Origin of the sequence: Brevundimonas basaltis (assembly GCF_014202075.1) — a bacterium.
Classification (GTDB): Bacteria; Pseudomonadota; Alphaproteobacteria; order Caulobacterales; family Caulobacteraceae; genus Brevundimonas; species Brevundimonas basaltis.
This window is the reverse complement of record NZ_JACHFZ010000004.1, coordinates 196,178-220,234: the sequence shown is the minus strand read 5'-3', so window position 1 is coordinate 220,234 and position 24,057 is coordinate 196,178. Positions and strand designations below refer to the sequence as shown.

Annotated in this window: 22 protein-coding genes; 4 read left to right on the top strand and 18 right to left on the bottom strand. The window is 62.3% G+C overall.

The window, feature by feature from the left end; genetic code table 11:
• Positions 1 to 11: 11 nt before the first annotated feature.
• From pseI to rfbC, 14 genes are all read right to left on the bottom strand, one after another.
• A complete protein-coding gene (gene pseI, locus HNQ67_RS10730) occupies positions 12 to 1,055 on the bottom strand; it encodes a pseudaminic acid synthase (protein ID WP_183255206.1) in 1,044 nt (347 codons plus the stop codon).
• On the bottom strand, positions 1,052 to 2,614 hold the full coding sequence (pseG, locus tag HNQ67_RS10725) for a UDP-2,4-diacetamido-2,4,6-trideoxy-beta-L-altropyranose hydrolase (RefSeq protein WP_183255204.1): 1,563 nt from the start codon (positions 2,612 to 2,614) through the stop codon (positions 1,052 to 1,054). Before pseG ends, pseI begins: the two co-directional genes overlap by 4 nt.
• A 2-nt stretch (positions 2,615 to 2,616) precedes the next feature.
• Entirely contained in the window at positions 2,617 to 3,399 is a 783-nt protein-coding gene (gene hisF / locus HNQ67_RS10720; RefSeq protein ID WP_183255202.1) for an imidazole glycerol phosphate synthase subunit HisF, read from the bottom strand.
• Positions 3,393 to 4,037 carry an imidazole glycerol phosphate synthase subunit HisH gene (gene hisH / locus HNQ67_RS10715; protein ID WP_183255200.1) on the bottom strand — a complete coding sequence of 215 codons (645 nt, stop codon included), beginning with the start codon at positions 4,035 to 4,037 and terminating at the stop codon, positions 3,393 to 3,395. Before hisH ends, hisF begins: the two co-directional genes overlap by 7 nt.
• Positions 4,034 to 5,185 carry an N-acetyl sugar amidotransferase gene (locus tag HNQ67_RS10710; RefSeq protein ID WP_183255198.1) on the bottom strand — a complete coding sequence of 384 codons (1,152 nt, stop codon included), beginning with the start codon at positions 5,183 to 5,185 and terminating at the stop codon, positions 4,034 to 4,036. Before HNQ67_RS10710 ends, hisH begins: the two co-directional genes overlap by 4 nt.
• Positions 5,186 to 5,205: 20 nt before the next feature.
• Positions 5,206 to 5,868: a pseudaminic acid biosynthesis-associated methylase gene (locus HNQ67_RS10705; RefSeq protein WP_221247853.1), complete on the bottom strand. Its 663-nt coding sequence runs from the start codon at positions 5,866 to 5,868 to the stop codon at positions 5,206 to 5,208.
• A complete protein-coding gene (gene pseF, locus HNQ67_RS10700; protein ID WP_183255195.1) occupies positions 5,840 to 6,544 on the bottom strand; it encodes a pseudaminic acid cytidylyltransferase in 705 nt (234 codons plus the stop codon). Before pseF ends, HNQ67_RS10705 begins: the two co-directional genes overlap by 29 nt.
• The gene (pseC, locus tag HNQ67_RS10695; RefSeq protein ID WP_183255193.1) at positions 6,541 to 7,689 is read right to left on the bottom strand and encodes a UDP-4-amino-4,6-dideoxy-N-acetyl-beta-L-altrosamine transaminase; all 1,149 of its coding nucleotides are present in this window, start codon (positions 7,687 to 7,689) and stop codon (positions 6,541 to 6,543) included. Before pseC ends, pseF begins: the two co-directional genes overlap by 4 nt.
• Before the next feature lie 3 nt (positions 7,690 to 7,692).
• Positions 7,693 to 8,691: a UDP-N-acetylglucosamine 4,6-dehydratase (inverting) gene (gene pseB, locus HNQ67_RS10690; RefSeq protein WP_183255191.1), complete on the bottom strand. Its 999-nt coding sequence runs from the start codon at positions 8,689 to 8,691 to the stop codon at positions 7,693 to 7,695.
• Positions 8,692 to 8,911: 220 nt separating this feature from the next.
• A complete protein-coding gene (locus HNQ67_RS10685) occupies positions 8,912 to 10,219 on the bottom strand; it encodes a sugar transferase (RefSeq protein WP_183255190.1) in 1,308 nt (435 codons plus the stop codon).
• A gap of 79 nt (positions 10,220 to 10,298) precedes the next feature.
• Positions 10,299 to 11,174: a glucose-1-phosphate thymidylyltransferase RfbA gene (gene rfbA / locus HNQ67_RS10680; RefSeq protein WP_183255188.1), complete on the bottom strand. Its 876-nt coding sequence runs from the start codon at positions 11,172 to 11,174 to the stop codon at positions 10,299 to 10,301.
• Complete coding sequence (gene rfbD, locus HNQ67_RS10675; RefSeq protein WP_343054895.1) at positions 11,171 to 12,073, bottom strand: dTDP-4-dehydrorhamnose reductase; 903 nt, start codon at positions 12,071 to 12,073, stop codon at positions 11,171 to 11,173. Before rfbD ends, rfbA begins: the two co-directional genes overlap by 4 nt.
• A gap of 1 nt (position 12,074) precedes the next feature.
• Complete coding sequence (gene rfbB, locus HNQ67_RS10670) at positions 12,075 to 13,127, bottom strand: dTDP-glucose 4,6-dehydratase (protein ID WP_183255186.1); 1,053 nt, start codon at positions 13,125 to 13,127, stop codon at positions 12,075 to 12,077.
• 9 nt (positions 13,128 to 13,136) lie between these two features.
• The gene (gene rfbC, locus HNQ67_RS10665; RefSeq protein WP_183255184.1) at positions 13,137 to 13,727 is read right to left on the bottom strand and encodes a dTDP-4-dehydrorhamnose 3,5-epimerase; all 591 of its coding nucleotides are present in this window, start codon (positions 13,725 to 13,727) and stop codon (positions 13,137 to 13,139) included.
• A gap of 301 nt (positions 13,728 to 14,028) precedes the next feature.
• Here rfbC and HNQ67_RS10660 point away from each other — a divergent pair, with 301 nt between their 5' ends.
• A complete protein-coding gene (locus HNQ67_RS10660) occupies positions 14,029 to 15,360 on the top strand; it encodes a hypothetical protein (protein WP_183255182.1) in 1,332 nt (443 codons plus the stop codon).
• Between the two features lie 566 nt (positions 15,361 to 15,926).
• Here the strand turns inward: HNQ67_RS10660 and HNQ67_RS10655 are convergent.
• The 3 genes from HNQ67_RS10655 to HNQ67_RS10645 are packed head-to-tail and all read right to left on the bottom strand — an operon-like array spanning position 15,927 to position 21,830.
• Positions 15,927 to 17,369, bottom strand: coding sequence for an efflux transporter outer membrane subunit (locus HNQ67_RS10655; protein WP_183255180.1), 1,443 nt, complete (start codon positions 17,367 to 17,369; stop codon positions 15,927 to 15,929).
• Positions 17,366 to 20,623, bottom strand: coding sequence for an efflux RND transporter permease subunit (locus HNQ67_RS10650; protein ID WP_183255178.1), 3,258 nt, complete (start codon positions 20,621 to 20,623; stop codon positions 17,366 to 17,368). The genes HNQ67_RS10655 and HNQ67_RS10650 overlap by 4 nt, the downstream gene beginning before the upstream one ends.
• Before the next feature lie 7 nt (positions 20,624 to 20,630).
• Positions 20,631 to 21,830 carry an efflux RND transporter periplasmic adaptor subunit gene (locus tag HNQ67_RS10645; protein WP_183255177.1) on the bottom strand — a complete coding sequence of 400 codons (1,200 nt, stop codon included), beginning with the start codon at positions 21,828 to 21,830 and terminating at the stop codon, positions 20,631 to 20,633.
• A 165-nt stretch (positions 21,831 to 21,995) separates the two neighbouring features.
• Here HNQ67_RS10645 and HNQ67_RS10640 point away from each other — a divergent pair, with 165 nt between their 5' ends.
• Entirely contained in the window at positions 21,996 to 22,562 is a 567-nt protein-coding gene (locus tag HNQ67_RS10640; RefSeq protein ID WP_246347552.1) for a TetR/AcrR family transcriptional regulator, read from the top strand.
• A 3-nt stretch (positions 22,563 to 22,565) separates the two neighbouring features.
• Here HNQ67_RS10640 and HNQ67_RS10635 read toward each other — a convergent pair whose 3' ends face one another.
• On the bottom strand, positions 22,566 to 23,000 hold the full coding sequence (locus HNQ67_RS10635) for a PaaI family thioesterase (RefSeq protein ID WP_183255175.1): 435 nt from the start codon (positions 22,998 to 23,000) through the stop codon (positions 22,566 to 22,568).
• A gap of 48 nt (positions 23,001 to 23,048) precedes the next feature.
• Between HNQ67_RS10635 and HNQ67_RS10630 the strand changes: the two genes are divergently transcribed.
• A complete protein-coding gene (locus HNQ67_RS10630) occupies positions 23,049 to 23,351 on the top strand; it encodes a DUF3253 domain-containing protein (RefSeq protein ID WP_183255174.1) in 303 nt (100 codons plus the stop codon).
• Entirely contained in the window at positions 23,341 to 23,940 is a 600-nt protein-coding gene (locus HNQ67_RS10625; RefSeq protein ID WP_183255171.1) for a uracil-DNA glycosylase family protein, read from the top strand. The genes HNQ67_RS10630 and HNQ67_RS10625 overlap by 11 nt, the downstream gene beginning before the upstream one ends.
• The last annotated feature ends 117 nt before the right edge of the window (positions 23,941 to 24,057 follow it).

The window sequence follows — 24,057 nt, the reverse complement described above, 5'->3', positions numbered from 1 at the left end:
TCTCATAGCTTCTACGCTAGGAGTCCCCAGCTCACCGGCGTCCCAGCGGGCGCGTCGCGCGCGGCACGACGACCGATCACCGAATCGATGAACTTCGGCGGCAACCCGAAGCCAGGACGAACAGCACGTACATTCGTATCGTCGAACAGATCGCCCTTCTTTACATCCATCGAGACATAGAGAGAGCGGCGGAAGGCCAGCGACTTCATTTCAGATGGCGTCGGACCATAGTTGACCTGACCTAATGCCTGCCTCGCGTTCTCCACCTCGGCGCAGAGTTGCTTCAGCTCATGCGGCTCCATGGAAAACGCGGAATCGACTCCCCCATCGGCTCGCGCGAGCGTGAAGTGTTTCTCGATCAGTGAAGCACCCAGAGCCACCGCGGCGACCGCGACTCCGGAACCCATTGTGTGGTCGGATAGGCCGACCTCGCATCCAAACATCTCGCGCATGTGCGGGATGGTCTGTATGTTGGTGTTTTCAGCTTTTGCCGGATAAGTGCTCGTGCACTTGAGTAGCATCAGATCTGCACAGCCGGCGCTGCGTGCGGCGCGTACTGCATCGTCAATCTCGGCTGCAGTCGCCATGCCTGTCGACACAATCATTGGCTTGCCAGTTGAGGCCACCTTGCGGATTAGCGGCAGATCGACAATCTCAAACGATGCGATCTTGTAGGCCGCGACCCCGAGGGAATCGAGAAAATCAACGGCTGTCGGATCGAAGGGTGAACTGAAGCAATCCAGCCCTTGGGCTGCGGCCCGCTCCATGATGGGCCTGTGCCAATCCCAAGGCGTGCAGCCTTGCTCATACAACTCATAAAGTTGGCGTCCGGCCCACAGGCTGGCTGGATCCTCGATTACAAACCCAGGCATCCGCACGTTCAGCGTCATCGTGTCGGCGGTGTAAGTCTGTAACTTGACCGCATCGGCGCCATTCGCAGCAGCGGCATCGACGATCTCGAGCGCGCGATCCAGCGATTGATTGTGGTTCCCCGACATTTCGGCGATGACGTACGGGCGATGCCCTCGCCCAATAGTGCGACTACCAATTTTCATGAACCTGAATTCCGCTGGTGGATGGGTTTATCGTAGCGGAGTGGACCTCCGGAGTATCCACAGTTGATAAACAGCCTTGCCGAGGCTTTGTTCTCGCGGAGAACGGACGCCGTAAATCGCTTGAGGCTTGGCCGCTCCGCTATCACGGCACGCTCCCCCGCGAGCAGGAGGTGCGGACCCAGACCCAAGCCGGTGCAATCAGGGTCGAGATAAAGGGAGACCTCAGCGTCCCCATTCCCCTGCTGGTCGAATCGTATGCAGCCGGCCGCAACTTCGCCCAGCATCGCGACAAAAATCCAGCAATCATCTGCCGCGATCTTCCGCTTCAGCCAGTCGATGTGACTGGTGAAGTCTATCAGCCCATCATTGTTTGAGAGCGCTCGGACAGTGGGATGGTTTCGCCATGCATGGAGCTGGTCGCCATCGGCCAGCTTGGCAGGCCTCAACGTTAGAGATTCGCCAAGCAAGCAGGCCGCTACACGATCAGCGCCGCGAGCATCAACCATACTCATCCCCAGTTCGGAAAGGGTCTGACGAGCGGCGGGGTCGGCGACGAGGTCGCGGACGACGTCGGCCAGCTCCGGGGCGGACTCGAGCAAACTGGTTACCGGCTTGCCGGTAAGCCGTGCCTCACGGTGAATCCCAAGCGCGGTCAATTTGGGGATGACGGCCAACTGGTTGGGCGCGACTGCGAGCGCAATTGCAGGGGCTCCCATGCAGCAACGCTCGTAGGTAGCCGTGCCGCCTGCACCCACATGCAGATCGTGGCGCGCATAGAAAGCACTCAGATTCTGAAGATCCAGCGACAAGGTGGTATTCGGCGACGCGATGCAGGCTTGTCGTAGAGCGGCGAGGTGCGGATTAGCTGAAATCGACACGACTTCGATCGGGCCGCCGAAACCGGCGTCATTGCGACATACCTGGAGGACGTCGGCGCTGATGCCGCCGGGATCTGTTCCGCCCATGAAGATGCCGATGCTGCGAACTTCAGGATGAAACTGATGACGAGGCGCCGTGCGGTAATCTGCAGCCAACAGCGCATACCGCGGCCCGGAGAGAACACGGCACTTGCCGGTCAGCCAATCGCTATATTTTTCTTTTCCGCTTTCGGCGAGGTTGGCATCCACAAGAACTTCGACGGACAGTGGGCGGTCGGCAAGATCGTCAATCGCCGCCACCTTGCAATCGAGCTCCCGTCGAACCCGGTCATGCCAGCGGGCATCGAAAGAGTAGTGATCGACAACTAGCCAGTCCGGTCGGAAGTCGCGCAGCGCACGGATTGTCTCGTCGGCGTCGACTTCCCAGCTTGTTCCGGCCCAGTGTGCGTGGGGGGAGGCTGAGGGTGAATGTTCGACGCTCTCTTCTGAACGCGGCCGGTCAAGCCACGAGGTAGAGTGAGCTTGTTCACCGAAAGCGATCTCGCTTACGCGGTCATGACGTCGGGCGACGAACTTTGCGTCAGCGCCCATGCATCTCAAGGCCGCTGCCAACGACATGCAGCGGCGCACATGTCCTGTACCGATCGCAAGCGACGCGTCTACCCGTAAGCCGACCCGCATCGCTAGGCATCCTGACTGGGCTGATAGCTCTTTCGAACGGGAATGCCCGCCGCAGCCAAGGCCGCCTTGGCTCCTGCCGGAGTCTGTTCGGTGAAGTGGAAGATGCTCGCCGCGGCCACAGCCGACGCCCCTGCCTGGGTCACGGCGGCCACCATGTGCTCATAATTACCCGCTCCGCCCGATGCGATGATGGGGATCCGCACCGCGCTGGCGAGGCTTTCGACAAGCGAGAGATCGTAACCTTCCATCGTGCCATCACGTTCAATCGAGGTGATGAGAATCTCACCAGCGCCTCGGTCCTCGAGCTCCCGCGCCCACTCGACGACATCGCGGCCGGTATCCTTGGCGCCAGCATGGCTGAAGCAGCGCCAGCCGCCACCCGGCCGCGCTTTCGCATCGATGCTGGCCACAACGCATTGGGTTCCGAAACGGGTCGCGATCTCGGTTATCAGGTTCGGATTATCGTAGCCGGCGGTGTTGATTCCGACCTTGTCCGCCCCTGCCCGTAAGAGGCGTTGGACCTGTAGCAGTTTGGTGATTCCGCCGCCCACGGTCAGCGGCACAAAACAGTCTTGGCCAAAGTCGTTGACGGACTCGAAGTCTGGATCGTCTCCGGTATCGTGGGCGACGATGTCGACGAGGATGAGTTCGTCCACCTCGCGCTGATTGTAGACCTTGATCGCTGGTAGCACCGGACCGACGCGGCGCCAGCTATCGAAACCGATCCCTTTCACCAAGCCGAAATTCTTCCAGAGCAAGGTGGGAATGACGCGGACCTTCAGCATTGGGGCCCGGCCAGGAAATTTTGAAGCAGCCGAAAGCCGGCCTTCGAGCTCTTCTCGGGGTGGAACTGGGTGCCCCAGACGTGACCGCGCCTCACCGCCGCAGTCACGGGCACCCCGTAGTCGGCAGTCGCGAGAACATCCTCCGGATGCTCGGCGACGAAGGCGTAGCTGTGCACGAAGTAGAAGTCCGTACCGTTCGGAATGCCGGCGAACAGGCTGTCCCCTGGAGCGGTGTTCATGATCCCGTTCCAGCCGACATGCGGCAGGCGCAACGAACAGCCGAGGGTGCCCAGATGTTCGACCCTGCCCGGCACAAAACCCAATCCCGGGGTGCCTTCCGGATTCTCCGGACCGGCGCCTTCGAGACCGACATCGGCCAGCAACTGCATCCCGACGCAGACGCCCAGAAGCGGACGGTTGTAGCCCAACACCTCCTCACGCAGCGCATCAATCCATCCGCCCTCTGCAAGGAGACGCGCGCAATCAACGAAATTGCCTACCCCCGGAAGGATTAGGCAATCGTTCTGGTGCATGTCCACGGCCCGGTCTACCAGAACTGGCGACACATCGAGCTCTTCCACGGCCCTGAGGACGGAGCCAAGGTTGCCTACGCCGTAATCGAGAACCCCTACCTTCATGGGTTATCAAAGTTCAACTTGCTTAGGTTGCCGTCGCGATCCTTTACCAGCGCACCCGAGACGTCGCGTTTGAATATCTTCTTGTTAGTGAACTTGTCACAGACACGGATAAACTCGTCGACGGTGATATCCAACGGCCTGAGAATTTCCTCGAGGGACTTCCCGAGGTATTCCCAAGGGAACAGCCCATCCAGCCGCCGGACCGCATCAAGACCGTCCTGACGCGTCAGTCGGCCGCGCCGAATGTGCAGGCAGGCCAAGTCGGTAGCGCGTCCAAACCCGAACTTGAGGTACTTGAAGTAGTCGTGGATGCCGGTCTGATAGTTGTCGAGGTTTTCGTAGTTCACCATCGACCCCTCGACCACCTTATCATATGAGTGGAAGCCGTTGGCGGTGGCAATGAGCGTGTTTGCCAGACCATCCCAAGGAATATAGTGGCCCAGGAACAGCCCCGTCACGCCGACGCGCGCAAGCTCCTCATCGCTCGGATACGAGTAGTTAATAAGATGCTTGCCTTCGATACCTTCCTGTCCGATCAGATCCGAGACACGCATACCAAGCAAGCCTCCAAACTCCTCCAGCCAGCGGCGCGTGAGGATGTTTCCTTCGGCCGCCGCCGCGGGCCCCCCGTATTCGTTCTGGGAATTCTCGCCCCAGACGATCAGCGGAACATTGAACTGCACGGCCGCCCTCACTGGAATGGTGAAGATGCCAACGTGCTCAGGCCAGGAGATGTCACCAACCTGCAGCAGACCCACCCGGTTCAGCTTGGCGCGGACGAGCGGGTTGGGAGAGACCTCGATATAGTCGACGCCGAGGTGCTTCAAATTCTCGATGTTCTTTCGTCCCAGGTCGCTGAGATCGCAGGTCGTCGAGGTAACGCAGAGAGGATTCAGCCCGTACTGCAGCATACGAACGACCTGGTAGGTGCTGTCCTTGCCGCCGCTGACAGGCACAATGCAGTCCCAGTTGTCGCCGTCGGGCCGACGATACTTGTCTAGCAGCTTGACCAGTTCCTCGTGCCGTCGATCCCAGTCGACGACCTTGCGGTTTTCGTAGCTGCGACAGGCATTGCAGACGCCTTCCTCGTCTAGATGTAAGTCCGGCTTGGTGTCCGGCATGACGCAACGTCGGCAGTAATTGAGCATCGCCTGCTTGTCCTAGAAGTTCAGTGCTTTTCCATCAGGAACCACGTGATGTCGTCCTGGGGGAAGTCGGGATCGCGCCTGTAAGCGAAGCCATAGTCCACGAGTTTCAGTGAAGGATGGCGCTCCATGATCTCACCGGCGAAGTCGCGCTTGAACAGCCGGTCGTCGTGACCACGGTACGGAATCGCGACGGGAGTGGGATTATAATACTCTGCGACCACCAGATACCGACCGGTCGTCGCCACAAGCCGGTCGTAGACCTCCGTCAGTACATCAGGGTTCAGGTGTATCAGGACGCCCTTGATCAGTGTCAGATCATAAGTCTTGGCGGGCTTGAAATCTAGTATGGACTGGTTGAACACTTGGTCTGCGGGAATGCTCTCCGCCAGTTGCCTTGCAGCATCGACGTTTATCTCTATCGCCGAAGCGTCGATCTCCGGGTAAAGGAGCTTTAGAGCTCTCAGGTTCATGCCGATGTTGGCCCCGAACTCAATGCAGCTATCCGGGTTGCGCGCACCGCGTAACACCTTCGCAAAGAAAGCCAGATTGGAGGCCAGCAGCCGGTCTCCCTGGTTTCTTGCGATGTAGTCCGAGCCGAACTCACCGGCCCAGAACGACTCTTGCTCAGTCCTGAAATGGTCTTGTTTCATGGCCTTAGGCATTTCCCTTTTTTGATCGCGCACGGAGAGCGTTGAAGATCAACTCAGCGCGGTCCCAGTCCTCGATTGTGTCGATGTCCTGCACACGCTGGCGCTCCAAGGCAAGCGCCACTGATCGCGGGCCGAAGATCGGCCGACCGGCCAGCCAGGCGTCCGCTCGGCCCCAATAGAATTGGCCTGCATCATGAAATGCCGGCTCAAGATCTTGGGAGCGCGTCAACATATGCTTCGGCTGAAACATCGAAACATGTCCCCGCCCGTCGATCCGAATTGCACGCTGGACCGGAAATTCGAATGTCGTCGCCGCAAAGGCGTAGTCGGCCGCCTCCTCAGCGAGCAGGGTAAGACCGGCGCGCAAATCTTCCGCTTGTATAAAGGGCGCGGTGGCGTAGATGCAGCACGCTCGTTCCACCGGTGCCGTCTGTTGTTGCCACCGGATCGCGTGCGCGACCACTGGAACCGTCGGAGTGAAGTCGTCCGAAAGATCGGGAGGTCGGCGAAATGGAACATCCGCGCCACAGCTGACGGCGACCTCGCGGATCTCGTCGTCGTCCGTCGAAACGATTACACGGTCGAAGCAGCCGCTTTTTAAAGCGGCGTCGATCGACCACGCGATCATCGGCCTCCCGCAAAAGTCCTTCACGTTTTTCCGAGGTACACGTTTGCTTCCGCCACGCGCCGGGATCACGGCGATGATCATGCGCTCACCGCAATCCTGAGAGCGGCCACGACTTGATCCTGCTGGGCGTCCGACATCGCTGGGAATAGAGGCAGGCTAATAGCTTCGGCGTAGTAGCGCTCCGCTTCGGGATAGTCGCCAAGTTCGAATCCCTTTGCCCGGTAGTAGGGCTGGAGGTGAACCGGAATATAATGAACGTTAACCCCGATCCCGGCCTCGCGGAGGCTCTCGAACACCGCTCGCCGGTCTGCCTCGGGCACGCGAACCGGGTAGAGATGATAGGCTGAGTAGGCCTCTATCGTCTGCATCGGTCTGACGATCGGCATATCCGCGAGAAGCGCATCGTAGCGGCGGGCGAGATCGTGCCGGCGAGCGACATAGGTCTCGATCCGGTTCATTTGACTCACACCGAGGGCCGCCTGCATCTCTGTCATTCTGTAATTGAAGCCGAGATCGGTCTGTTGATAGTACCAAGGCCCTTCGGAGGCGCCATCCATCAACGACGGGTCGCGGGTAATCCCGTGACTGCGCAGAAGAGCCATCTTCGCGGCTAACTCCCCGTCATTGGTCAACGCCATTCCGCCCTCGGCGGTTGTGACGATTTTTACCGGGTGGAAGCTGAAGATGGTTATGTCGCTGTATCGGCAGTTTCCAATCAGGCCATTCCGATACTTGCCGCCGATCGCGTGAGAGGCGTCCTCGATCACGCGGAAATGAAAACGCTTCGCCAAATGAGCGATCGCGGTCATGTCACATGACTGGCCGCACAGATGGACCGGCACGACGATTTTTGGAAGTCGACCCTCACGTTCGGCCGTCTCAAGTTTCCGCTCAAGACTTTCAACGCTGAGATTGTAGGTGTCCGGATCAATATCGACGAAGTCCACGCGCGCTCCACAATAGAGCGCGCAGTTTGCCGACGCGACGAAGGTAATAGGAGAGGTCCACAGCCAGTCACCGGGACCCAGGCCCAACGCTAGACAGGCGACGTGGAGAGCTGAGGTGGCGCTGTTCATCGCAACGGCGTGAGAGGCGCCGACGTGATCGCTGACCACTCTCTCGAAGCGTGGCACTGCCGGTCCTTGGGTGAGGAAATCGGACCGCAACGTCGCGACCACGGCTTCAATATCCTCCGCTGCTATGTCCTGACGGCCGTACGGGATCATGGATCAGATACTTCCGATCTTGTCATTATGGTCGACGATCCAGGCCTGCAGTTCCTCCGGTCGCATCCAGTGAGGGTTGTTGTCGCTCGTATAGCTGAAACCGGGCGCAACCTTCGCGCCGTCCTTGATCCGCTGCTCGTCGCTTCCCCAGTTGTTGATCGCCGGCAGGATCTTGAAATGCTCGGGGTATTCGTAGGTGAAGTAAGAGTCCTCTTCGCTGATCATCTGCTCATGCAGCTTCTCGCCCGGTCGAATCCCCACGATCTCCTGCTTCGCTTCAGGGGCTACCACGCGGGCCACATCCACCACCTTCATGGATGGGATTTTCTTCACATAGATTTCGCCGCCTTCCATGTCGGCGAACGCGTGCCAGACCAGTTCGACGCCCTGCTCCAGGGAAATCATGAACCGGGTCATGCGTTCATCGGTGATCGGCAGGGAGCCCTGATCCCGAATAGACATGAAGAACGGGATTACGGACCCTCGAGAGCCCATTACGTTGCCATAGCGGACCACGGCGAACCGGGGGCCGTCCCCCCCCGCATATGAGTTGCCGGCGATGAAGAGTTTGTCTGAAACCAGTTTGGTGGCACCATATAGGTTGGCGGGGCTGCTGGCCTTGTCAGTTGATAAGGCGATGACTCGCTTTACGCCGCTGTCGATACAGGCGTCCACGAGGTTCATTGCGCCGTTAATATTCGTCTTGACGCATTCGAACGGATTGTATTCTGCGGTGGGGACAATCTTGGTTGCTGCGGCATGGACTACATAGTCGACTCCGTCCAGCGCGCGGTACAGACGGTCCTTATCCCTCACGTCGCCGATGAAAAAGCGGACACGCTCATCACCTTGGAACTTCTTGGCCATCTCCCATTGCTTCATCTCATCTCGTGAGAGCACGACGATGCGTTTGGGATTATACCTAGCCAAGGTCATTGGCACGAAGGTGTGCCCAAAAGAGCCCGTGCCACCAGTCACCAAGATGCTGGAATTTTCTAACACTGCTCGACCCCATTGATAAGGCTGCTTCAGGCAGCCGGATGCGTTGCCAGCCGGCGATCACGCTGGATCGGAGAAGCTGCAAACCGGATTTGACCGAACGCTTAAAGGAGTTTGTCAGGCTGGGAAAGCGGTGACGAGTTGCTCAGAGCCAAACCCCTCGCGCCCCCCCCTCCGCGCGTTTGTCTATCTCGTGACCAGGTTGCGTCGAGGCCTTTGTGGGCTAGCGAGCGCCATTTCCCGTTACCAAGGTTATGATGGTTCGAAGCAGGATCTGCACATCCAGCGCAAACGAGAGATTCTTGATATAGAATAAATCGTATCCGACCTTGACCTTGGTTTCCTCGAGATCTCCCGCGTACCCTGATCGCACCTGCGCCCACCCCGTGATACCGGGTCTCACCAGATGTCGATACGCGTAAGCCGGGAAGTGCTTTTGATACTCCTCACTGAGCTTGGTCCACTCTGGTCGCGGACCTATGATGCTCATATCTCCCTTCAGCACGTTCCAGAGTTGGGGAAGCTCGTCGATCCGAAACCGCCGGAGCCACGCGCCGACCGCGGTCACACGAACATCTCCATGAGAAGTCGTCTGCGCTTTCTCGTCTGGGCGCAAGCCTCTCATCGTGCGTAGCTTGTATATCTGGAAGGGTTCTCCCGAGACGCCGGTGCGGCTTTGAACGAACATGACCGGCCGGCCCATGCTGACGAGGACCGCAACGACTCCGGCGAACGTGAGGACCAAGGTGATCGGCGCGGTGACGACGATGAGCAACACATCCAGTAGGCGTTTTCTCAATCGGTAGGACGTGAGCCCGCCCAAGGGAAGGTGATCGAGATCGAAATGCTCAATCGAGACGATCCCGTCCGCCTCTTCCAGAAACTCGGCGACATGTCGTACTGGGACACCGGACAGCATGGCTCTGGACACAAATGACGCCCAAGATGGCGTAAGCTCGGCCATACTTGGCGTGAGAATGAGGTCGCATCGCCGGACGTCGAGATGGGGGTCTTCGAGGACTTTAACGTTCCCCTTGTAGATTTCAGAAAGTCGACGATGTGCGCCGGTTCTGGGGCCGATGACAGCCACCTGAGGCTGCGCGGTTGTATGTTCGAAAACCATATAGAGTGGTGCGAGCAGGGCGGACACCAGAAACCCGGTTATCATCACATGGTTCGAGTGGACAAGATGCAGGAGCAAGATCGAGAACGCGAGGGACCCGTGAACAAGTAAAGCTCGGCTGAGAACCGCCGCAAGTTTTCGGTCAAGGCGACCTTTCAGATGCGCAGAGGTCATGAATACGGCAAAATTGGCCGCGCAATTCAATAGAACATGGTCCAGATAGGGGCCCGGAAAGGCCAGCATATACTGGGGTCCGAATGCTAGGCGCCCATACATTAGCGGCAGCACAAGAAAGCAAAAAACTGAAGTCGGAATAGCGAGCAGCCATAGCGGCACCCGTTTCGAGGAAGCGGCCGCTACAAAAGGATGAGCCGGGGCGAATTTTTCTCGGGTCGAGAGTTGCGTCATCGGGCTATTCCGGTGGCTTGGCCCTGCCCCAAAACACGCCCCCCAAAGCGCGTTTCCTTTATCTCCGATCCAAGTCCGATCAACCCGTGACCCCAAGAACGCTTTTGCGCAGGTAGGCGCTGTAGTCGGACTTGCCGTATGCCTCGATCAACCGTTCCAACTGGGAGCGGTCTATCCAACCCTGCAGGAAGGCTACCTCTTCCGGACATGCGATCTTGAAGCCTTGCCGACGCTCCAGCACACGAACCAGTTCCGCAGCCTCAAGGAGACTCTCCGGGGTCCCCGTGTCCAGCCAAGCATAGCCCCTGCCCATCAACTTCACATTCAATCCGCCACTGTCAAGGTAAGCCCGGTTGACGTCAGTGATCTCAAGTTCCCCTCGGGCTGAAGGCTTGAGTGCACGCGCAATCTCCACGACGCTGGCATCATAGAAATACAGTCCCGTAACGGCCCAGTTGGATCGAGGCCACTGCGGCTTCTCCTCAATGGAGAGAGCCCGCATTTCGGCGTCAAACTCGACCACCCCGTACCGCTCCGGATCACGAACCTGGTAGGCAAAGACGGTGGCTCCTTGCTGGGCTTGTTTCGCCGTACCCAGCAGTCCCTTGAGGTCGTGGCCGTGAAAGATGTTATCGCCGAGGATCAGCGCCGACGGCTCCGTGCCTACAAAATCCGCCCCGATGATATAAGCCTGCGCCAAGCCATCCGGACTCGGTTGTTCGGCGTACGAAATCTGCAGTCCCCAATCGGAGCCATTACCCAGTAGCGCACGGAAGTTTGGCAGATCGCGGGGAGTTGATATAACCAAAATTTCCCTGATTCCAGCGAACATCAGTGTGGTGAGCGGGTAATAAATCATCGGCTTGTCATAGACAGGCAGAAGTTGCTTAGACATCACCTTGGTCATGGGATGCAGGCGCGTCCCCGAGCCGCCGGCCAAAATTATCCCTTTCACCAGCCTCGCCCTCCATTCACGTCCGCAACGATGTCGCCTATCGCCTCCTGCCAAGGCCTTAACCGTATACCGAAACCATCCGCGATCTTGTCGGTTTCCATTCGCGAGTTTTTCGGCCGCGCGGCGGGCGTCGGATAGTCCGCCGTTGTGATCTCCTCAACGACCGCACTGGGACCGTTGCTTGCGGAGCTCGCGGTGAAAATCTCTCGCGCAAGACCAGCCCAGTTGGTGTAGCCCCGGTTCACAAGGTGATAGACGCCGGTTGGTGCGGCCGCATCTTCGTCGAGGCGAGACATCACCTTGACCACCGCCTCGGCGATATCTGACGCCGAGGTTGGGGACCCATACTGGTCAGCCACCACCCGCACCACGTCTTGATCTTTAGCCAGACGAAGCATGGTCTTGACGAAATTGGAGCGGTGGCGGCTAACGACCCAGGCCGTCCTCAAGACTACTGACCTAGGGTGGGCCATCAAAACGGCGCGTTCTCCCGAGAGTTTCGACAAACCGTATATGCTCAGGGGGTTTGGGGTATCGGCTTCCCGGTACGGGCGATCCAGCCGGCCGTCGAAGACGTAATCCGTCGAAAAATGGACCATCGGAACGCCTGCGTCATGAGCGATCTCGGCCAGTCTCGCAGGCGCCAAGGTATTTGCGAGGAACGAGGCGGAAACATCCGTTTCGGCTTTGTCGACCGCCGTGTAAGCAGCCGCGTTGATCACCCCCGCAAAGGGTTTGGATGCGAGCACTGTGGCGACTGCTCCACTGTCACTGATGTCCAGCTCTTCGCGCGTCAAGGCATGCAAAATATAGTCCGGCCCCCACGCCGCTTCGCGCAACGCCAGACCGATCTGTCCGTCAGCGCCAGTGAGGAGGAGGTGTCTCGGCTTCGGAATCACCTCACGCTACTCCCAGCCGCATTGTGCTGTATCGGGCGTCCAAGATCGATTGCCACCAATGTCGGTTAGCGAGGTACCAGCGAATCGTCAGGTCGATGCCCTCCTCAAAATCGACCGAGGGTTTCCAGCCCAGTTCGGTGCGAATCCGAGAGGAATCGATAGCGTACCTCTGGTCGTGCCCGGGTCGATCCTGCACAAACTCGATCTGGTCGAGATAGGAAGCGCTATCGTTTCTGGGCAGAAGTTGGTCCAGCAGGGTGCAGATCGTACGGACGACATCTAGGTTCGTCCGCTCCGCGTTTCCGCCGATGTTGTACGTTCGGCCAGACGTACCTTTTTCAAAGACAGTCAGCAGAGCGCGAGCGTGGTCATCGACGAACAACCAGTCGCGAATATTCGAACCGTCACCGTATATTGGCAGCGTTTCTCCGTTGATCGCGCGAATAATAATCAACGGAATCAGTTTTTCTGGGAAATGGAAAGGGCCATAGTTGTTGGAGCAGTTGGTCACAAGTACAGGGAGTCCGTATGTATGACCCCAAGCTCGCACCAGGTGGTCCGCCCCCGCCTTGGAAGCGGAGTAGGGAGAACGTGGATCATAGGGCGTGGTCTCGCTGAACAGCCCCTCGTCTCCCAACGACCCGAAGACTTCATCTGTAGAGACATGATGGAATCGGAACGCGTTCCGAGCCTCGTCCGATAGGCTCCGCCAGTGAGCCGTTACCTCCTGCAGAAGAACATAGGTGCCGACCAGATTAGTCTGAATGAATGCGCCGGGCCCGTCGATGGAGCGATCAACGTGGCTTTCCGCGGCTAGGTGCAGAACGCCGTGTGGCTGAAACGCGCGGAGCGACGCCCCCACCGCTTCGGCATCGCAAATATCAGCGTGCACAAACTGGTAGCGGGGGCTGTCGCTTACCGGGCCCAGTGAGCTGAGGACGCCAGCATAGGTGAGCTTGTCGAATACGAGGACTTCGTGGTCGGTATGGTCTATCAGGCGTCTGACGACAGCCGACCCAATAAAGCCGGCACCGCCAGTTACAAGGATGCGCATCGGAAGACCTCAGGCGGGAAGTAATGGACCAAGTAGGTGTCCGTCGTACATAAACGGGCTGGTGAGGTCCGTCAGCTTAGGGAGAAGCAAATCCTTTTGCGACAGCGCCGGCGAGAGGGCCTCCAACGGCCAGTCAATCGCGATCGTCGGATCGTTCCAGATGACACCCCCCTCGCATTCGGGGGCGTAGAAGTCTGATACCTTGTATGCGACCTCTACGTCCGGCTCAAGCGTGATAAAGCCGTGACCGAAACCAACTGGAACGTAGAGTTGCTCTCCGCCTCCGGCGGTCAGCTTTGCTGATACGTAGCCTCCATAAGTGGGCGATCCGCACCTCAGATCCACCGCGTAGTCCATTATCGATCCCCGGAGACACCGCACCAGCTTGGCCTGCGCATGGGGAGGGCGTTGGAAATGCAAGCCACGGACGGTGCCGGAGGCTGCGGAGAAAGACTGATTGTCCTGAACGAATCGGGTTGCTATGCCGATCTCCGCATGGTGGCGCTCGGAATAGGTTTCCGAAAACCAGCCCCGGTCGTCCCCGAAGCGGGGAGGCTGCAGCAGTCTTACGGGCGAGGTTGGGTCGTTCAGCGTGCCCATGTTTGTCCCATTGGTTTATACCCATTCATATGACCGAACACGGTACCAAGCGAGGTTCTTGCAGGAGAAGGATGATAACGCCAGGCAGTGATCGAGCAGGCGAGCAACCTCCGCTCCGGTTTCGGCGCTGCAACAAATAACGCCAGGATGTTCGGTAAAACGCTCGCGGCGTTCTCAATCATCGGCGAAAAGCGGGGCAGCTTCGGGAACCTCCGCAAGTCCCCTTCACAGCGGTGCGTCTCCGGGAGATAATACCTTTCTTGCCTCGTGCTCGGAGGCGATCCTTCAACACAGAGTAGACATGACGGTTCTGTTGCTTGCCCTGAACGAAGTCAACGTCGACTATGTCCGGGCCTATGTGGCGAAGGGCAAGCTTCCTGTCCTCGGCCGGCTCATTGATCAGTACGGCGTGGCGGAGACAACCTCTGAGAAAAGCTACCATGAACTTGAACCTTGGATTCAATGGGTCACAGCCCATACCGGAATGACCTTGGCGGAGCACGGCGTGTTCCGGCTGGGAGATATCGTCCGTACGGACCTTCCGCAGATATGGGAGGTCCTTGAATCTCAGGGGCTCACGGTAGGCGCCGTGAGCCCGATGAATGCCAAAAATAGCTGCTATTCGCCAGCGTTCTTTATCCCCGATCCTTGGACCGAGACACCCGTAACCGGCTCGCTGCTGATGCGGAAGTTCCATAGGGCTGTAGCCCGATCGGTGAATGAGAATGCGGCCGCCAAGCTTACGGCATCTTCCGCTTTCTGGTTGGCGGTTGGGATGGCGGTCTACGCGAGGCCGGCCAACTATCCGCGATACGGCTCTATGATCCTGTCGGCCCTGCGGGGAAGATCTTGGGCCAAGGCGTTAATTCTGGATCAGATTCTGGCCGACATTTTTGTGTCTCAGGTGAGGCGAAGTGGGGTGGGGTTCGCTTCTCTGTTTCTGAATGCGGCAGCACATATTCAACACCACTACATGTTCAACTCGAGCTGTTATGACGGGGTTCATGTAAACCCGGACTGGTATATTTCCCCGGAGGTCGACCCAATCCTGCAGGTTTACGAGATTTACGACGCTATAGTTGATCAAATTCAGAATCTTGTTCCAAGTGCGCGATTGATTCTGGCGACTGGATTGCATCAGGACCCCCATTCCGAAACAACTTATTACTGGCGACTGAGAGACCACGCCGGTTTCTTGAAGCGGATCGGCGTAGTGATGGATCGGGTTCACCCGCTGATGTCCCGTGACTTTGTGGTGGATTGCCCGGATGCCGAGGCGGCCGAGGCGGCTGAGCGCCTGTTGACGTCTGTCCGAAGCGCAGACGGGACGTCCCTTTTTGAGGTTGACAATCGCGGCCGCGATCTCTTCGTCATGCTAACTTGGCCGCATGATATCCCATTAGACTTTGTGTATTTCGTCGACGGCGTGCCGCATCATGGGCTGCGTGAAGAGGTAGGGTTCGTGGCCATTAAGAACGGCAAGCACAATGGAATGGGTTACTTGGTGGATACAGGCTCCCCGAAGGTGGCGAACGAAGTAATACCATTAACGGAACTGCCTGCGAGAATCGCTGCGGCCTGCGGAGTTTCTTGGTCCCTCCCAACCGCTGAACGTCTACACTCTGCGGCGTGATAACCCTTAACCCTACGTCCTTCGGCTCTCAGCGCCTTGAAGCCGATTTAGCGCACCGTGGTCAGGCTCCCGTTCCGGATTCACTGCTTCGTTGTCCTTTTCGGGGAGGTCGGTGAACAGCCCGTCTCCGTCCATCCATTCAAGGCTCAGCCCCGCGATGCCGCCAGCCGAAACCGGCCACGCCATCTGAAGCGTCCGGCACTTCCGGCAAAGTGGTCACAGTCGACGAGACCCCGCGCGGGACGTTACCCGGGGACAGCCCCCAGCCCGCGATTCCGTGCGCGAGAATAGCCAGCTTGGTGCCGGCGTCCGGTCTCCTCGGCCGACGGGGCATCATACGAATCGGCCTCTCGCCGGCCCCAAGCCACCTCAAAGGCCTGCCCCTCGGCCAAACGATTGGGAATGAAAGTGCAAGGTGCCCGTAGCCGCCTTTCATCTGGGCTGGCGTCTCGGCCAGCACATCACGCGTCGGATTGCCGATCGCACGCCGGTCGAAACTGGAGTTCGACGAACTCAACACTTCCGGCGCTCCAATCAAATCTATTGCAGGTGGGAAGACGGCCGGCTCACATCTCGCCGCCCCAACCCCCCGCCAGCGCCTTGAACAGGGCGATTTGATAGGTGGTGACCAGGGCGTCGGAGCCGGCCAGCTGAGCCTCGGTGGCAGCCAGGGTGCGTTCGGCGTCGATCACCGCGAACAGGCTGTCTTCCCCCGCGCCGAAACGCAGACGCGTCAGCCGCGCCGCCCGCGCCGCCTGGTCCCGCGCCTTCCGCAGGGCCGTGCGCCGGTCCAGCTCATTGGCGTAGTCAGCGAGCGCCGTCTCGGTCTCCTGCAGGGCGGCCAACACCGTCTGGTCGAAGGTCGCCAGCGCCGCGTCGGCTCCCGCCCCCGCCTGTTCGAGTCGCGCCCGCGCGGCGAAGACATTGGGGAAGGACCAGCTGATCAGCGGCCCGACCGCGAAGCGGAAATTCTCGCTGTTTCCCAGGCCGCCGGCGTCCAGCGCCGTCGCCCCCAACGAACCGCCCAGGGTGATGCGCGGATACAGGTCAGCTGTCGCTACATTCACCCGCGCCGCGGCGCTGGCGAGGTTGCGTTCGGCCTGACGCACGTCCGGACGCCGCGCCAGCAGGGCCGCGCCGTCGCCGATCGGGATCGGCTGCGACAGCTGCGGCGGACGCTGACAGGCGCGGGCCGCGTCGCTGACCTCGCCCGGGGTGCGCCCGGTCAGGGTGGCGAGACGGAACAGGGCCCTGTCACGCTGGGCCCGCAAGGGCGACAGCGCGGCGCGGGTCGTCTCCAGTGTCGAGCGGGCGCGCGCTGTATCCAGCCCATTGCCCGAACCGGCGTCCAGCAGGCGCTGGGTCAGGTCGACGGTCGACGTCTGCAGCTCAATGGTTCGCTCGGCGACCCCGATCGAGGCGTTGGCCGAACAGGCGTCGGCGTATGCCCGGGCCGTTTCGGCGGCGACGCTGACGCGCACTACATTCAGGGCTGCTTCGGCCGAGTCAGCGTCTGCGCGGGCGGCGCGGATGGTCGACCCGACACGGCCGAGCAGATCGACCTCATACGAGACGTCCAGCCCGGCGTCATAGACATCGGCCTCAGGCGCGTTCGTCCCGGCCGACAGGCTGCCCGCGGGCAGGGTGGCGGCCGACGGACGGCTGTTGGCGAAGCCGGCAGAGGTGGTTGTGGCGGGAAAGCGGCCGACACGGGCCTCGCCGAGGGCGGCGCGGACGCGGCGCAGATTGGCCGCCGCGGCCTCGAGCTCGTTGTTCTCGGCCAGGGCCTGGCCGACCAGGTCGTCCAGCACCGGATCGTCATAGAGGCGCCACCAGTCGCTTCGCGCCGCGAACGGTGAGACGGCCGGGGTCGCGGCCCCGATGAAGGCGCCCGATGCGAGGGGGGGGAGGGCGGCATCGGGCGCCTTCGGCCCGACCGCGCACGAGGCCAGCAGCAGGCTGGCGCCGGCGGTTGCGGTCAGGAACCGGACAGGGGATCGGGTCGTCATAAGGCGTCTCCCGGCCGCGGCGTGGCCGGCGCGGGCTTGGCGTCATGCGGCGGCAGGCCATGGGTGGTCGGAACGGCGGTCGGCTTCTCCGGCCGCTGCGGCATCTTCGAGGCGAGCCAGCGGCTGACGACGTAGAACACGGGGGTGAAGATCAGGCCGAACAGGGTCACGCCCAGCATGCCCGAGAACACCGCGGTGCCCAGCGACTGGCGCATCTCGGCGCCGGGACCGGTCGCCAGCATCAGCGGCACGACGCCGAAGATGAAGGCGAAGGAGGTCATCAGGATCGGACGCAGGCGGGTGCGGGCGGCCTGAACGGCCGCGTCCCACCGGTTCAGCCCCTGCTGCTCTTCGGCCTGTTTGGCGAACTCGACGATCAGGATGGCGTTCTTGGCCGCCAAAGCGATCAGCACCACCAGCCCGATCTGGACCAGGATGTTGTTGTCCAGACCGCGCAGATTGACCCCGATCATCGCCGCCAGCACGCACATCGGCACGATCAGGACGATGGCCAGCGGCAGGGTGAAGGCCTCGTACTGCGCCGCCAGCACCAGGAAGACGAAGACCACCGCCATCAGGAACACCAGGGTGGCGCCGCCGGACGACATCTTCTCCTGCAGCGCCAGCTCGGTCCATTCGTAGGAGAAGCCGGGCGGCAGGGTCTCCGCGGCCAGTTTCTCCATGGTGTCCAGCGCCTGGCCGGATGACACCCCCGGCGCGGCCTGACCCTGCAGCTCCGAGGACGGGAACAGGTTGTAGCGAACCACCCGGGCCGGGCCGGAATCGTCCCTCAGCGTCGCCACCGAGCCGATCGGGACCATGGCTCCCGAGGCCGCGCGGGTCTGCAGATTGGCGATGTCGGCGACGTCGTCGCGATAAGCCGGCTCCGCCTGCGCCGTGACCCGGAAGGTGCGGCCCAGGAAGTTGAAGTCGTTGATGTAGGCCGAGCCCAGATAGATGCCGAGCGTGTCGAACACGTCGTCCGGCTGGACGCCCATCATCAGCGCCTTGTCGCGATCCACGTCGGCGGAGATGCGCGGCGAGCCGGTGTTGTAGAGGGAGAACACCTGCTGCACCCGATCCGGCTGCTGCGCGGCGCCGCCCATCATCGCATAGGTCGCGCCCTCCAGGGCGCGATAGCCCTGACCGGTGCGGTCCTGCACCATCATCTTGAAGCCGTTGCCGTTGCCGAGACCCTGCACGGAGGGCGGGGCGATGACGAAGATGTTGGCGTCCTCGATGCCGAAGGTGGCGCCGGTGATGGCGCCGGCCAGCGATGCGGCGGCCGTCTCGCGGGCGGTCCGCTCGTCGAACGGGTCCAGCCTGACGAAAATCGTGGCCGCGTTGGAGCCGAACGAGAAGCTGGCCCCGTCCAGCCCGGCGAAGGCGACGGTGCCGTTGACGCCCTCGGTATCCGCGATGATCTTGCTGGCCCGGGCCATCACCGCCTCGGTGCGGTCCAGCGAGGCGCCGGCGGGTAGCTGGATGACCCCGATCAGGAAGCCCTGGTCCTGGTCCGGAATGAAGCCCGTGGGCGTCTCGACCACGCGCCAGGCCGTCGTGGCCAGCAGGGCGACATACACCGCCAGCACAATGCCCACCGTCCGCACCAGACGGGCGGTCAGCCGGCCGTACTTTTCCGACAGCCAGTCAAAGCCCTCGTTGAACCGGCGTCCGGCCCAGCCGCCATAGTAGGCCGCCGCGCCCAGCAGGCCCGGCTTGCGTTCCGGGGCGTGGCTCAGGTCGTGCGGCTTCAGCAGCATGGCGGCCATGGCCGGAGACAGCGTCAGCGACACCAGCAGCGAGATCACCGAGGCCGAAGCGATCGTCACCGCGAACTGTTGATAGAAGATGCCGGGGATGCCGGGCACGAAGGCGGTCGGCACGAACACCGCCACCAGCACCAGGCCGATGGCGATCAGCGCCCCGGAGACCTCCTTCATCGAGCGGTAGGCCGCCTCCTTGGGCGTCAGCCCCAGGCGGATGTAGCGCTCGACGTTCTCGACCACGACGATGGCGTCGTCGACCACGATGCCGATGGCCAGCACCAGTCCGAACAGCGACAGCGAGTTGATCGAATAGCCCAGCCCCAGCAGCACCGCGAAGGTGCCGACCAGGGACACGGGAATGGCCACAATCGGAATGATGGCGGCGCGCCAGGTCTGCAGGAAGACAATGACCACCAGGACCACGAGGATCATCGCCTCGAGCACCGTGTGCTCGACGGCCTTGACGGATTCGGCGACGAATTCGGTCGGATTGTAGGGGATCGAGATCGACATGCCTTGCGGCAGCTCGGCCCTGACCGCCTCGATCTCGGCCATGACGAGCCCGGCCGTTTCCAGGGCGTTGGCGCCCGGCTGCTGCTGGATCGCCAGACCCACGCCGCGCTCGCCCTCGAAATAGCCGCGGATGCCGTAATCCTGCGCGCCCAGCTCGACCCGGGCCACGTCGCGGACGCGGGTGGTCCGCCCCTCGACGTCAGTCTTGATGACGATGTCGCCGAACTGCTCGGGATCGCTCAGCCGCGATTGCACCTGGACCGGCAGCTGGAAGGCCGCTGCATTGGTCGGGAAGGGGGGTTGGCCGATGGCGCCGGCCGCCGACGAACTGTTCTGTCCGCGCAGCGCCGCGACGATCTCCTGGGCCGTCAGATTTCGGGCGGCCGCCTTGTTGGGGTCGATCCAGACCCGCATCGAATAGTTGCCGCCCCCGAACACCTGCACCGCCCCGACGCCGTCGATCCGCAGCAGCCGGTCACGCAGGATCGACTGGGCGTAGTTGCCGACATAGTCGTTGCTCAGCACCCCATTGGGCGATGTCAGGCCGGCGATCAGCAGGAAGTCCTGCTGCTGTTTGTTCACCGTCACGCCGATCTGGCGCACCGGCTCCGGCAGCCGGGGTTCGGCCAGCGACACCCGGTTCTGGACCAGCACCTGCGCGGCGTCGAGGTCGGTGCCCGGCTCGAAGGTGGCGGTGATCGTCGCCACCCCGTCCGAGGTCGAGGACGATGAGATGTAGAGCATGCGCTCGACGCCGTTGATCTCCTGCTCGATCGGCGCGGCCACGGTCTCGGCCATGGTCTCGGCCGAGGCGCCCGGATAGACGGCGGTTACCGCGATCGTCGGCGGCGCGATCTCCGGATACTGCGACAGCGGCAGCAGCGGATAGGCGAACGCCCCCAGCAGGGTGATGAACACCGAGATCACGGCCGCGAAGATCGGCCGGTCGATGAAGAAGCGCGAGATGTTCATGTCCGGCTCAGTCGCCCGAGGGCAGGCTGTTGGCGAGGGTCGCAGTCGAGGCCGGCGCCGCCTGGGTCACCGGGACTTGGGCTTCGCGGGCGACGGGGCGGATCTGGCCATTGCGGGGTTGCACCTTCATGCCCGGCTGCTGGATGCGCTGGACGCCGTTGATGATGACGCGATCGGTCGGTTCCAGGCCGGAGCGGACGACCCGCAGGCCGTCGACCAGCGGCCCCAGCTGCACCGGCTTCGGCATGACCGATCCGTCCCCGGCCACGACATAGACGATGCGGCGGGCCTGGTCGGTGGCGATGGCGGCGTCAGGCACCAGCATGGCGTCGTAGACGCCGGCGCCGGCCAGTCGAGCCTGACCGAACATGCCCGGCTTCAGGAAGCCGTCGGCGTTGGCGATCACAGCCCGCAGCCGCACCACGCCCGAGGCGGTGTCGACGGCGTTGTCAGTGAAGTCGAGCGTGCCCGAGCGGGTGAAGGTCGTCTCGTCCTGCAACCGCACCTGGATCGGCGCCGCGCTCCGCCGCGCCTGCCGCTGATATTTTAGCAGCACCGCCTCGGAGGCGTCGAAGACGAAGTGGATCGGCGCGCTGGAGACCACGGTGGTCAGCACGTCCGCCGCCGACGATCCGCCTGCCACCAGATTGCCAGCATCGACGCGGCGGTCCGAGACCCGGCCCGAGATCGGCGCCGTGACGCGAGTGAACTCCAGATCCAGCTGCCGCGCCCGCACATTGGCGTTGGCGGCGGCGATGGCCGCCTGCGCCGTCTGCAGGGCACCGCGCCGGGTATCGACCTCGGCCTGCGACACGGCCTGGGCCTCCAGCAGGGTCTCGGCCCGCTCCAGCTCGCTCTGCGCCAGCGTCAGCTGGGCCTGGGCCTGCGACAGTTGCGCGCGCGCCGAGGCCAGCGCCGCCTGCGCCGGGCGCGGATCGAGACTGAACAACAGCTGCCCGCGCCGCACATAGTCGCCGTCGCGGAAGTGGACCCCCGTGATGTAGCCGCCGACGCGCGCCCGCACCTCGACCGACTGGGTCGCCTCGAAGCGACCGGTGAACTCGTCCCAGTCCTGCACCGCCTGCACCAGCGGGACCGCGACCGTCACCGACGGCGCCGGCGGGGCCTGCGCCTCGCTCTTCGAGGAACAGCCATAGAGCGCGGCCGCCATGACGGCGCACGCGGCCACGATCTTCACCGTGCGCATGAATTCGGTCTCCGTAGGGGAGAAATCCCTGACTTTGTCGACGGCGGCGATCGGGGAGGAAGCCGGTAGTCAACGCCCGGTGACTTAATGGTGACCCACTCGGCGCTTGTCAACGGCCGATGACAAAGCCATATAGGCGCTGGGGCCTTTTCAGGAGCTATCCTGTTGTTTTGTCATGTCGCGCCTCGGCCGAGAAACGCCGAGGCGACCCGCGCCGCCATCCTCGAGGCCGCGCGCGAACGGTTTGCGCGTGAGAGCTACGACGACGTCGGCATGCGCGATATCGCCCGCGACGTGGGCGTCGACGCCGCCCTGGTGTCCCGGTATTTCGGCTCCAAGGAAGACCTGTTCATCGCCGTGCTCAACGCCTCCGGCGACAAGACCCGGATCATCGAGGGCGACCGCGCGACCTTCGGACAGCGCATGGCCCGCGAGGCCATCTACAAGGAGCAGGGCCCCGGAAAGCTCGAGCACATGCTCATCATGCTGCGCTCGATCGGCTCCACCAAAGCCGCGGAACTGGTGCAGCGCAACGGCCAGGACCGCTTCTTCGGTCCCTTCGAACAGTGGCTGGGCGGACCCGACGCGCCGGTGCGCGCGCGCCTCGCCGCCAGCATCATGATGGGCGTCTTCATCGGCAGCGAACTTTGCCCCGACGACCTGACGCCGGACCAGTGCGCGGCGATGGAGCAGCGTATGGCCGCCATCCTTCAGGCCCTCATCGACGGCTGAGCTTTAGTCCCGCGGCTGAAACTTCCGGATCACGCCCGAATAGGTCATCAGAATACGCGCGCCGGTGCAGATCTGGCCGCGCACGAAGATCAGGCTCTTGCCAGCCCGCACCACCTCGCCCGTCGCCTCGACCAGCTCGCCGACATAGGCGCCGTCGATGAAGGTCGAATCCAGCGACACCGTTACGCCCGACGCCCCCTCCATCTCCTGATAGGCGGTCTGGAACATGGCGATGTCGGCGAAGGTCATCAGGCACCCGCCATGCATCCGGTCGCCGGCGTTCATGTGCTTGGGCTCGGCCCGGAAGGCGCAGCGCATCCGCCCGTCCGGGTCCGGCCGGAAGTAGAACGGCCCGACCACCTGGTCGAAGGTGCCGTGGAGGTCGTACATCTGCCAGCCGGCGAATTCGCCCTCCGACACCGTGACTTTCGCGACCATGGAAAACTCCGCCTTCTTTCTGATCCCGCAATGCACCATACAGGCGCGATGAGCGACCCCATCGAAACCGCCATCCTCGAAAAACTGGCAAAACTGCCCGCCGGCAAGAGCATCGAGCCCGCCGAGGTGGCCAAGGATCTCCAGCCCGAACAATGGCAGCGCATGCTGCCCAAGGTGCGCGCCTGCGCCCTCGGCCTGATGCGCCAGGGCAAGCTGACCATCACCAAGAAGGGCAAGCCGGTCGACCCGACCGCCTTCAAGGGCGTCATCCGCCTGCGCCTGCCCACCGAGGCCGAGACCGCCGCGGCGTTGGCGGCGCTGCCGCCGAAGCCGGAGAGCGATGAGGACTGATCCGGCCGGACTGGAGGCGATCCTCGCCGACATCCGCGCCTGCCGGGCCTGTCTCGGCCGGCTGCCGCACACGCCGCGCCCGGTGGTCCACGTCTTCCCCGAGACCCGGCTGCTGATCTGCGGTCAGGCCCCCGGCCGCCGCGTGCACGAGAGCGGCCGGCCCTTCACCGACCCGTCCGGCGACCGCCTGCGCGACTGGATGGGCGTGGACTACGAAACCTTCTACGCCGACTGCCGCCTCGGCGTGGCCGCCCAGGCCTTCTGCTACCCCGGCACGGCCCCCAAGGGCGGCGACTATCCGCCGCCGCGCCGCTGCGCCGAGCTGTGGCGGCCGCAACTCCTCGCCGCACTGCCGCAGGTCGAGCTGACCCTGCTGGTCGGCGGTCATGCCCAGACATGGGCCCTCGGCGACCGGGCCGGGGCGAGCATGACAGACACCGTCCGCGCCTGGCGCGACCACGCGCCCGCCATCCTGCCCCTGCCGCATCCGTCATGGCGTAACACCGGCTGGCTGAAGCGCAATCCGTGGTTCGAGGAAGAGGTCGTGCCCTATCTCAAGGACCGGGTTCGGGGCATTCTGGGGTCATGACTGATCGCCGCAACGTCGTCCTTCTCCCCTCGGGGGAGAAGGTGGCCCGGAGGGCCGGATGAGGGGGATGCCCGATCCGGACCGTCTGGCGGCCGTTCCGCGTCGAACAGCCCCCTC